Raw genomic sequence first — 10900 nt, 5'->3', positions numbered from 1 at the left:
GGTGTCGTTCCACACCCCCCCCCAACCCACACAACTACGCGGCGATCGCTGGCATCGCTCCGTCTCGCCTGGCGGCTCGCTGCGCGATCAGATTCTCGCTCCGCTCGAATCTGCCTTCGGACGCGATCGCGGCCTCTCAGGTCCTTGCGTGGTCGGGGTGATGGCAGAGGCCCTCGCGCCCCTTCCGGTCGATGGCCGGTGCCGTTGCCTCCTTGACGGTCACCTCGTCCTGCCTGAATGGCCCGCTGGGCGAGCAGGCTCCCGCATGGCCGCGTCCTCACCCGGCTTCGCCGTAAGCGGTCCCTGATCACACAGCGGGCCGAGGCCATGCCGGCGATCGCCCGCCTTTCGTGACGATGGCGGATCGCCAGGCGCGAGGAGGGGAGAAACGCAATAAGCACGACATACGCTGATCCGATGCGAGCTGGTGAGTTGCGGGGGATCTTGAAGGGGCGGGATTTTCGGCGCCTCTACGGGACGCGGCTCGCCTCCCAGTTGACGGACGGCGTGTTCCAGGTGGCGCTCGCCGGATACGTGTTCTTCTCTCCCGAGCGGCAGGCGACGGCGACCAAGGCGGCGGCGGCGTTCGCGGTGACGCTGCTGCCCTATTCGGCGCTCGGGCCGTTCGCCGGGGTGTTCATCGACCGGTGGCGGCGGCGGCAGATCCTCGTGTGGACGCCGGTGCTGCGCGCGTTGCTCGTATTGCTCGTCGCCGGGCTCGCGGCGGGCGGGCAGGACGGGCTCGGCTTCTTCCTCGGCGTGCTCGTGGTGCTGGGCGTGAACCGCTTCTTCCTCGCTGCGCTGTCGGCGGCGCTCCCGCACGTGGTGCGGCGCGACCAGCTGGTCACGGCGAACGCGTTCAGCGTGACCTCCGGGACGGTCATCGCGTTCGCGGGCGCGGGCCTCGGCTACGGGCTCCGGCGGGTGTTCGGCGGCGGGCACGACGGGACGGCGCTGATCCTCGTGGCCGCGGCGGCGTTGTTCCTGCTGGCCGGGCTGATCGCGACGACGCTGCCGAAGGGGCTGCTCGGCCCCCACCGGGCGGCGGAGGCCGCGTCGGGGGAGCCCGCCGCCGCGGAGGCGCCCCGGGCCGTCGAGGTGATCCGGGGGGTTCTGGGCGGGCTTGTGGACGGGGGGCGGCATATCGCGCGGCGGCCGCAGGCGGCGCTGGCGCTCGGCGCGATCTCGTTTCACCGGTTCCTGTACGGCGTCGTTCTGATCATGACTCTGCTGCTGTGCCGGAACCGCTTCGCCGGCGACCCCGACCGGGGGCTGGAGACGTTCGCGCTGATGCTGGGGGTGTCCGGGGCCGGGTACTTCGCGGCGGCGCTGATCACGCCGCCGGTGGTGCGGCGGATCAGCAAGCAGGCGTGGGTGGCGTGGCAGCTCGGCGGGGCGGCGCTGAGCCTGCTCGTCTTCGGCATGCCGTTCGCGGAGCGTCCCTGGGCCGTCGGCGCCTTCCTGCTCGGCGTCGTGTCACAGGGCGTGAAGCTGTGCGTCGACACGACGCTGCAGGAGACGATCGACGACGAGTACCGGGGCCGGGTCTTCGCCGTCTACGACATGCTGTTCAACGCGACGTTCGCCGCTGCCGCCGCCGCTGCCGCGACGTGGCTGCCGGCGGACGGGCGCGCCGACCTCACCCTCCTCGCGGTGGTCGTGGCGTACGCGGCGGGCGCCGTCGCCTACCGGACGGCCGCGTCCCGCATGCGCCGGCCCGCGCACGCCCTGCGCTAGAGCGACTCCGCCACGGCGTGCAGGGCGGCGGCGATGTGATGCACCTCGTCTTCCGTGCACACGTACGGCGGCATCGTGTAGACGAGCCTGCCGAAGGGCCGCAGCCAGACGCCGTGCGCCATGGCGATCTCCTGGACGGACGGGACGTCCACCGGCTCGCGGGCCTCCACGACGCCGATCGCGCCGAGGACGCGGACGTCCGCCACCCCGGAGAACTCCGCTGCGCCGTCGAGCTCGCTGGTCAGGACCGCCTCGATGGCGTCGACCTCGTCCCGCCAGTCGCGCGAGAGCAGCAGGTCGATGGACGCGGACGCGACCGCGGCGGCCAGCGGGTTGGCCATGTAGGTGGGCCCGTGCATCAGGACGCCCGCCTCGCCCGAGGTGATGCCGTGGGCGACGCGGTCGGTGCACAGGGTCGCGGCCATCGTCATGTAGCCGCCGGTCAGGGCCTTGCCGAGGCACATGATGTCGGGGGCGACCTCGGCGTGGTCGCAGCCCCACAGCTCGCCCGTCCGGCCGAACCCGGTGGCGATCTCGTCCAGGATCAGCAGGAGGCCGTGCTCGTCGGCGATGTCGCGGAGGGCGCGCAGGTACTCGGGCGCGTAGAAGCGCATCCCTCCGGCGCCCTGCACGATCGGTTCCACGATGATCCCGGCGAGCTCGCCCGCGTGCTCGGCGGCCAGTTCCGCCAGCCCGTCCAGGTACGTCTCGTCGGGTTCGGCGGTGTAGCCGAGCGGGGGCGGGGGCGCGAAGACGTGCTGGGCGAGGACGTCGGCGAACATGTGGTGCATCCCGTTCACCGGGTCGCAGACGGCCATGTCGCCGAACGTGTCGCCGTGGTAGCCGCCGCGGACGGTGAGGAGCCGGCGCCGTTCGGGACGCCCCTGCGAGCGCCAGAACTGCAGCGCCATCTTGATCGCGACCTCGACCGCGACGGACCCGGAGTCGGCGAAGAACACCTTGGTCAGCGGCTCCGGAGTGAGCTCGACGAGCCGCTCGGCGAGCCGGACGGCGGGCGGGTGCGTGAGCCCGCCGAACATCACGTGCGCCATCTTGCCGAGCTGCCCGGTGACGGCCGCGTTCAGCTTCGGGTGGTTGTAGCCGTGCACGGCCGCCCACCACGAGGACATGCCGTCGATCAGCTCGGTGCCGTCGGCGAGGGTCAGCCGCACCCCGTCCGCCGACACGACCGGCAGCGCGGGCGCCGCCGCGGGCATCGGCGCGTAGGGGTGCCAGATGTGCTCGCGGTCGAACTCCAGCATCCGCTCGGTCTCGCGGGGGCTCATCCGCCCCAGCTGCAGCGGGATCACTCGCTCTTCCCCTCTTCCGAGGGGGCGCCGACGCCCTCGGCGGCGGCCCAGCGGCGCAGTTCGTCGGCCGCGGCCTCCTTGCCGATCATGCCGCGGTCCAGGCGGAGTTCGAGGAGGAACTTGTAGGCGCGCCCGACGAGGGGGCCGGGCGCGATGCCGAGGATCTCCTGGATCTCGTTGCCGTCGATCTCCGGGCGGATCGCGGCCAGCTCCTCCTCCTCCGCCAGCCGCTCGATCCGCACCTCCAGGTCGTCGTAGGTGCGGCGCAGCCGGTCCGCCTTGCGCTTGTTGCGGGTGGTGCAGTCGGCGCGGGTCAGCTTGTGCAGCCGGGTGAGGAGCGGCCCGGCGTCGCGGACGTACCGGCGGACGGCCGAGTCGGTCCACTCGCCGGTGCCGTATCCGTGGAAGCGCAGGTGCAGCTCCACGAGGCGGGACACGTCGGAGATGACGTCCTTCGGGTAGCGCAGCGCGGTCAGCCGCTTGCGGGCCATCTTCGCGCCGACGACCTCGTGGTGGTGGAAGGAGACCCGGCCGCCGGCCTCGAAGCGCCGGGTCTTGGGCTTGCCGACGTCGTGCAGCAGCGCCGCGAGGCGCAGCACGAGGTCGGGGCCGTCCTCCTCCTGCGCGATCGCCTGCTCCAGGACGATCAGCGAGTGCTCGTAGACGTCCTTGTGCCGGTGGTGCTCGTCGATCTCCAGCCGCAGCTTCGGCAGCTCGGGCAGGACGTGCGCGGCGAGGCCGGTGTCGACCAGCAGCGCCAGGCCCTCCCGCGGGTAACGGCCGCAGAGCAGCTTGGACAGCTCGTCCCGGACCCGTTCGGCCGACACGATCTCGATGCGGCCCGCCATGTCCTTCATCGCGCGGACGACGTCGGGCGCGACGGTGAAGCCGAGCTGGGAGGCGAACCGGGCGGCGCGCATCATCCGCAGCGGGTCGTCGCTGAAGGAGTCCTCCGGCCGGCCGGGCGTCCGCAGCACCTTGCGCTGCAGGTCGGTGAGGCCGCCGAACGGGTCGACGAAGTCGTGCCCGGGCAGCCGCGCCGCCATAGCGTTGACGGCGAAGTCGCGGCGGCGCAGGTCCTCGACCAGGGACGTCCCGTAGGACACCTCCGGCTTGCGGGACTTCGGGTCGTAGGACTCGCTGCGGTAGGTGGTGATCTCCAGCTCGACGCCGTCCTTGCGCAGGCCGACCGTGCCGAACTCGATGCCGATCGTCCAGTGCGCGTCCGCCCAGCCGCGGATGATCTCCAGGGTTCGCTCGGGCGGGGCGTCGGTGGTCAGGTCCACGTCCTTGGTGGGACGGCGCAGCAGCGCGTCCCGGACGGGCCCGCCGACCAGCGCCAGCTCGTGACCGGCCGCGGCGAACCGGGCGCCGAGCTCGTCGGCGACGGGCGCGATCCCGCGCAGCAGCTCGGCGATCGCGGTGCGCCGCGAGGACTCTGGGGTCACGTTCTGGTCAGGCACGGCCATCGAGCGTATTTCCTTGGTTGACGGGCTGACAAAGGACTTTCTGGCGAGCGCCGGGGTCCGCACGGGAGTCTTTTCGGGGCCGAAGAAGGACGGAGCCCTTCACACGCCCCGATCCCCGGGTTACGTTTCGGGCACCCGACGACGACGCTCTGCGCGACCCGGTGAGCCTCCCGTAACGACAACGGTAGCGGGATCCAAAAGGGCCACGGTCCGCCGCACGTGCGGTTGAGGCGCGTCGCGAGGGTTCGCGTGCGGCGCGGCAGGGATGAGACCTGCCGTTCCGGGTATGTGGGGACCTCCCCCCACGGAGTGTGCGGCGCACGGGGCCACAGGGAAACCGGATCCGGGGGTGAGCGGGGCATGCCCCGCGGGATGGAGCCGAACATGAAGGACGCTCTCACCATCCACCGCGCGCTTCTCGGCTGGGAGACGGCGCACGAGATCGTGCGGCTGCCCCTCGCGATGACCCGGGCCGACGAGCTGCCCAGGGCGCTGGGCCTGCCGCCGGAGCGGTGCCTGGTGACGCGCGTCTACTCCTGCGAGGGCGTCCACCGCGGCCGCCCCTTCCTGGCCGGAGCGATCGTCCCGGCGGGACGGCGCCCGTCCACCGAGGCGGTGCGGTCGGCCGTGGGCGCCCGCGCCGTCCGGCCCGCGCACGCGGACGTGATCAACGCCGTCACCGAGTACGCGGCCGGCCTGGTCTGCCCTCTGCTCCTTCCGGAGTCGATGCCCCTGCTGATCGACCGGGAACTCGTGGACGGGCTTCACGCCCACGGCGTCGTCTACACGGCGACCGGCGAGGCGTCCACGGCGCTCGGCATCAAGGCCAGCGTCCTGTACTCCCTCTGCCGCCCGAAGCCCGTCGACCTGCTGGCCCCGCTCAGCGCCGCCTCCGCCCCGGGGCGCGACCACGTGACGACCTGATCCGCCCGCCCGCCGCGGCCCGTCGGCGGGTGGCACCCGGCAACGCCATGAACACCGACGGACTAACATCGGGGCCGTGGTGCGGGAAAACGACGCCCGCCGTCCTCGGCCTGTCCTCGCGCCGCCGGACGGGCTCTGGACGGGCACGGCGTGAGGGCGGACACGGCGTGAAAGCGGTCGGACGCGCGTTGGCGCTGGCCGCGCTGCTGCCCTGTCTCGCGATGGCGGCCTCCCCGGCCATGGCGTCCCCGGCACGGACCCCGGCGAAGGCCCCCGCCGGCGCCCCGGCGGCGGCCCATGCGCGCGCGCAGGTGGCGCTCGCGCTCACCAAGGTCACCCCGAAGACCCTCACCGCTAAATCCAAGATCGAGATTTCCGGGGCGGCGCGGAACCGCAGCGGCCGCGCGCTGGCCGGCCTCACCCTGCGGCTGCGCTACAGCGCGCAGCCCGTGACCAGCCGGAGCCAGCTCGACCAGCTCGCGTCCGGGCAGCAGACCGCGCTGCCCAACGTCGCCCCGCAGCAGCAGTCGCTTGCGCAGGCGACCAGGCCCGGCGTGACCCAGGGCTGGAGCTTCCGGACCACCGCGCAGCAGCTGGGCCTGCGCGCCCCCGTCGGCACCCCCGGCGTCTACCCGATGCGCGTCGAGGTGCTGAACTCCGCGCAGCAGGTCGTCGGCGGCCTCACGACCTTCCTGACGATGATGCCGAAGCAGCGGAGCTTCAAGCCGGTGGCGGTCGGCTGGGTCCTGCCCCTGATCGACCGGATGCACCGTGCCAACGACCGCACGTTCATCGATGACGAGCTCACCAAGGAGCTGGCGCCCGGCGGCCGGCTCCACCGGATCGTCGAGGCCGCCGCCACCACGGGCACGCCGGTCACCTGGGCGATCGATCCGGCGCTGCTGGACGACGTCCGGCAGATGGCGTCGGGCGACTACTACGTCAAACCGGCCGGGGCGGTGAAGAGCGTCCGCAAGGAGAAGAGCAAGGTCGCCGCGACGTGGCTGGCGTCGCTGAAGAACGCCTCGAAGGGCGACCCCTACTTCGTCCTGCCCTACGCCGACCCCGACGTCACCGCGCTGGTCCGGCGCAAGACGACCGGGGACATCGGCGTCGCCTTCGACGCGCGCAACACCGCCTTCGTGGCGCAGATCCTCGGACGCCAGCCCGACGCCCACGTCGCCTGGCCGGCGTCCGGCGTCGGCGGCCCCGGCACGCTCGAACAGCTCGCCAAGTACGCCCTGAAAGACGGCGGGTCGTTCCTGATGAGCAGCTCGCAGTTCGAGAACCCCGTGACGGGCGCGCAGCCGAACGCGACCACCGCGCTCCAGACGCACCTGGGCGTCAAGAAGGCCCTCCTCTACGACCAGACGGTCACCCAGATCCTGAACGAGGGGGCGCGCTCCGCCTCCCGGGCGCTGATGAGCGAGCAGCGCTTCCTCGCCGAGACCGCGATGGTCGCGGCGGAGGCGCCGAGCGTCCAGCGCACCATCGTCGTCGCCCCCGACCGGCTGTGGGACCCCGCCGACGGGCTCGCCAAGAACTTGCTCACCTACACCAAGGCCGCGTCCTGGATGCGCGAGATGCCGCTGCGCTCGATCGAGGCGGCCCAACCGCAGAGCCGCGTCTTCCACGGATACTCCGACAACTACGAGAAGTACGAGCTGGGCGACGTCCACCTCGACCAGACCCGGGCGATCGCGAAGCGCGCGGCGACGTTCAAGGCCGTGATGACCGGGCCGGTGAAGATCTCCTACGAGCGCGCCGTGCTGCGGCTGGAGTCGGTCGGCTGGCGCACGTCGCCGGGACGCGCCAAGCGGGCCCGCAAGGAGCTGGAGGACGAGCTCGGGGACGACATGGACCGGGTCCGCGTCGTCCCCCCGAAGAACAAGCGCGTCCTGATGGGGGGCAGCTCGGGCAAGCTTCCCGTCCTGGTCGAGAACACGCTGCACGACCAGTCGGTGCGGGTCCGGCTCGTCGTGACCTCGGAGAACACCGCCAAGCTCAAGCTCGGCGGGCTGGAACCGAACGACGCGGTGATCGAGCTCGGGCCCGGGGAGCGGGCCCAGCGGTGGATCCCGGCGCAGGCGGCCGGCAACGGCAACTTCGGCGTTCGCCTCGATCTGCAGATTCCCGGCGCGGGCGGCCGGACGTACGGTGACGGCGAGACCATCACGGTCACCACGACCGGGTACGGGCGGCTCGCCCTGCTCATCACGGGCGGCGGACTTGCCGTACTCTTCGTGGGCGTCGGAGTGCGGGCCATCAGAGCGAGGCGCCGCCGGAAAGCGGAGGCAGCCGGTGACGGGTCGACCGGAATGGGATCGCCAGGGACAGGAGCACCAGGGGCCGGGCTCCCCGGCGCCGGGTTCCCAGGGCCCGGGATACCCTCCGCCGAATACTCCGGGACGCCCGGGACAGGGCTACCCGGCACAGGGCGGCCCCCAGGGGTACCCGCCTGGCCCGCCGCCCCAGGGACAGCCTCAGGGACCGCGCCCGCAGGGGCCGATGCCGCAGAGCCGGCCGGGGATGCGGCCGGGCCCGCAGGCGCCCGGTCCGAGGACCCCGCAGCAGTACCCGGGCCCGCCGACGGGCCGGCCGCCGGGCGCGGCGAACACGGCCGCCGAGACGGTGGTTGACATCCCCCTTCCAGGCGGGAGCCCGCCGGACGCCGACACCACGGTCGTGGACACGCCTCCGGCGCAGGAGGGCAAGGGCTCGTCCGGCATCCTGAAGTCCGGCGCGATCATGGCGGTGGGCACCCTCGCGTCCCGCATCACCGGCTTCCTGCGCACGGCCGTGATCGTCGCCGCGCTCGGCACCGGGCTGCTCGCCAACGCCTACAACACCGCCAACACCATCCCCAACCAGATCTACGACCTGCTGCTCGGCGGCATCCTCACCAGCGTCATCGTCCCGCTCCTGGTGCGGGCCAAGCAGCGCGACCGGGTCGCCGGGGAGCAGTACGAGCAGCGCGTGTTCACCCTCGCGGTGATCGGACTCGCCGTCCTCACCGTCGTGTCGGTGCTGCTCGCACCGCTGTTCATCGACATCCTGGCGGGCAGCTACAGCGGCGACCAGCGCGAGGTCGCCATCCTGTTCGCCCGGTTCTTCCTCCCCCAGCTGTTCTTCTACGGCGTCGGGGCGTTCGCCGGGGCGGTCCTCAACACGCGCGGCAGCTTCGGCGCGCCGATGTGGGCGCCCGTCCTGAACAACATCGTCGTGATCGCGGTCGGCGGCGCGTTCCTCGCGATCACGACCGGCCGCGTCGACCCGTCCAGCATCACCGACCAGCAGCTCATGCTGCTGTCCATCGGCACGACCGGCGGCATCGTCCTGCAGACGGTCGCGCTGTGGCCGTCGCTGCGCCGCGTCGGGTTCCGGTGGCGGCCCCGGCTCGACTTCCACCGCGGCGAGCTCGGCGAGGTCGGGCGGATGGCGGGCTGGACGCTGCTGTACGTCGTCGCCGCCCAGGCCGCGTTCGCCGTCGTCACCGCGCTGACGAACCGGGCCGGGAAGCTGGCGTTCGTCGAGGGGCTCGGCGAAGGCTACGGGTACACCCCGTACTTCAACGCCTACCAGCTCTTCCAGCTCCCCTACGCGATCGTGGGGGTCTCGGTGATCACCGCGCTGCTGCCGCGGATGAGCCGGTTCGCCGCCGAGGGCAAGACCGCCGACGTGCGCGCCGCCTTCTCCAGCGGGCTGCGGCTCTCCTCGGTGATCATCATGCCGGCGGCGGCGCTGATGCTGGTGCTCGGGCCGGAGATCACCACCGTGCTGTTCGCGCACGGCAACACCAACGCCGACGACGCCCTGGTGATCGCGCGGGTCATGCAGATGTTCGCGATCGCACTCGTCCCGTTCTCGATCTACCAGCTGATGCTGCGGGTCTTCTACTCCTACGGCGACACCCGGACGCCCGCCCTGATCGGCCTCGTCGTCACCTCCACCAACATCGCCATGGCGTTCACCGCCTACAACGTCCTCGGCCTCAAGTGGATCGTGGTCGGCATCGCGGGCGGGTTCGCGATCAGCAACGTGGTCGGGACGGTCACCTGCTGGCTGGTGCTGCGCCGCAAGCTCGGCGGCATGGACGGGCGCCGCGTCGTCGGCGGCCACCTCAAGCTGCTCGTCGCGATCTGGCCGCTGATCGGCTTCGCCTACGCCGCGCACACGATCGCGGACGCGCTGGGCGGCATCGACACGATGCTGCCCGCGCTGGCCACCCTGATCGCCGGTTCCGTCGGCGGCGGGCTGCTGTACGTGCTGTTCGCCAAGCTGCTGCGGGTGGAGGAGATCCAGACGACCATCGCGACGTTCGCGCGCCGGCTGCCGGGGCGGGCAAAGTAAAAAAGGACGCGCGGCGATAAGGCGGCCACTCGCGTGAGTAACCACTACCATGTGGGGGACTACGGCTTGCGGGGCGACACCCTGGGGAACGCAAAGAGGAGGGTCGGAGGCGTAAGCTGCCACGCCACGAACATGGGATCTGACCACCTGTGCAGGACGTTGCCGTGAGCACGTCAGTCATCGAGCCCGGCACCCGTCTCGCCGGCCGCTACCGGCTCGAGGAGCGCATCAGCGACTCGGGCGGCTCGTCGCTCTGGAAGGCCATCGACGAGATCCTCGCGCGGGCGGTCGCCGTCCGCACCTTCGACCCCGAGTTCCCCCGGATCGCCGAGGCGGTCACGTCGGCACGCTCGGCCAGCCGGCTGACCGACCCCCGCCTGACCCAGGTGTTCGACGCCGACGACTCGGGGGAGAGCGCCTACATCGTCAGCGAATGGGTCGCCGGCGAGACCCTGGAGGGCATGCTCGCCAAGGCCCCGCTGGAGCCGGGCCGCGCCGCGACGCTGCTCTACGAGGCGTCCGAGGCGATCTCCGCCGCGCACGCCGCCGGGCTCTCCCACCTCTGCCTCACCCCTCGCGACCTGGTCTGGACGACCGGCGGCACCGTCAAGATCCTCGGTGTCGCCACCGACGCCGTCCTGTGCGACCGCGACTCCGACGACTCCGCCGCCGAGGACGTGCGCGGCCTCGGCCGCATGCTGTACGCGGCGCTCACCGCCCACTGGCCCGGCGACGAGGACGGCTCCGCCCTGCCCGCCGCGCCCGCGTCCGACGGCCTCCCGCACGCGCCCCGCCAGGTCCAGGCCGGCATCTCGCACGCGATCGACGCGATCGTCTGCCGCTGCCTCGGCATCGGCACGGGCGAACCGCTCGCGTCCCCCGCCGACCTGGCCAAGGCGCTGCGCGGCGTCCCTCGCACCCCGCTGCCGCTGTTCGCCGGGCTCGGCAACGCCCCTCCGGCCGCCCCGCGGCAGACGCCGCCGAGGCGCCCGGCGGCGCAGCCGGCGCCGCCGCAGCAGCCTCGGAAGATGGTCCGGGCGGACGGGCTCGCCGCCCACCACGCCCTCGATCTCCCCGACCAGCCTGTCCAGGACCTCCGGGTGGTCGTGC

The 10900-nt window shown here is 72.5% G+C and carries 7 protein-coding genes; 5 read left to right on the top strand and 2 right to left on the bottom strand.

Annotated features, from left to right (window positions below):
* Positions 1 to 417 precede the first annotated feature (417 nt).
* Positions 418 to 1737 carry an MFS transporter gene (locus tag AB0K37_RS36610; protein ID WP_363989240.1) on the top strand — a complete coding sequence of 440 codons (1320 nt, stop codon included), beginning with the start codon at positions 418 to 420 and terminating at the stop codon, positions 1735 to 1737.
* On the opposite strand, the gene AB0K37_RS36605 is transcribed toward AB0K37_RS36610, so the two are convergent.
* Together AB0K37_RS36605 and AB0K37_RS36600 are read right to left on the bottom strand one after the other, a co-directional pair.
* Entirely contained in the window at positions 1734 to 3047 is a 1314-nt protein-coding gene (locus tag AB0K37_RS36605; RefSeq protein WP_363989237.1) for an adenosylmethionine--8-amino-7-oxononanoate transaminase, read from the bottom strand. The genes AB0K37_RS36610 and AB0K37_RS36605 overlap by 4 nt on opposite strands.
* Positions 3044 to 4516 carry a CCA tRNA nucleotidyltransferase gene (locus tag AB0K37_RS36600; protein ID WP_363989234.1) on the bottom strand — a complete coding sequence of 491 codons (1473 nt, stop codon included), beginning with the start codon at positions 4514 to 4516 and terminating at the stop codon, positions 3044 to 3046. The genes AB0K37_RS36605 and AB0K37_RS36600 overlap by 4 nt, the downstream gene beginning before the upstream one ends.
* 384 nt (positions 4517 to 4900) lie before the next feature.
* Here AB0K37_RS36600 and AB0K37_RS36595 point away from each other — a divergent pair, with 384 nt between their 5' ends.
* The 4 genes from AB0K37_RS36595 to AB0K37_RS36580 all read left to right on the top strand — a co-directional run.
* The gene (locus tag AB0K37_RS36595) at positions 4901 to 5440 is read left to right on the top strand and encodes a YbaK/EbsC family protein (RefSeq protein WP_363989231.1); all 540 of its coding nucleotides are present in this window, start codon (positions 4901 to 4903) and stop codon (positions 5438 to 5440) included.
* Between the two features lie 167 nt (positions 5441 to 5607).
* Complete coding sequence (locus tag AB0K37_RS36590) at positions 5608 to 8079, top strand: DUF6049 family protein (RefSeq protein ID WP_363989228.1); 2472 nt, start codon at positions 5608 to 5610, stop codon at positions 8077 to 8079.
* A gap of 46 nt (positions 8080 to 8125) precedes the next feature.
* Positions 8126 to 9790, top strand: coding sequence for a murein biosynthesis integral membrane protein MurJ (murJ, locus tag AB0K37_RS36585; RefSeq protein ID WP_363989225.1), 1665 nt, complete (start codon positions 8126 to 8128; stop codon positions 9788 to 9790).
* Positions 9791 to 9954: 164 nt separating this feature from the next.
* A partial coding sequence (locus tag AB0K37_RS36580; protein ID WP_363989222.1) for a protein kinase family protein occupies positions 9955 to 10900 on the top strand: 946 nt, incomplete at its 3' end.

The sequence above is a fragment of the Actinomadura sp. NPDC049753 genome, assembly GCF_040674655.1.
GTDB classification, from domain to species: Bacteria; Actinomycetota; Actinomycetes; order Streptosporangiales; family Streptosporangiaceae; genus Spirillospora; species Spirillospora verrucosospora.
This window is presented reverse-complemented; position numbering and strand designations above follow the sequence as displayed.

Excerpts from the sequence above, each read along its gene's own strand:
- AB0K37_RS36610 (WP_363989240.1), top strand. The coding sequence starts at position 418 with ATGCGAGCTGGTGAGTTGCGGGGGATCTTGAAGGGGCGGGATTTTCGG.
- AB0K37_RS36595 (WP_363989231.1), top strand. The coding sequence starts at position 4,901 with ATGAAGGACGCTCTCACCATCCACCGCGCGCTTCTCGGCTGGGAGACG.
- AB0K37_RS36600 (WP_363989234.1), bottom strand. The coding sequence starts at position 4,516 with ATGGCCGTGCCTGACCAGAACGTGACCCCAGAGTCCTCGCGGCGCACC.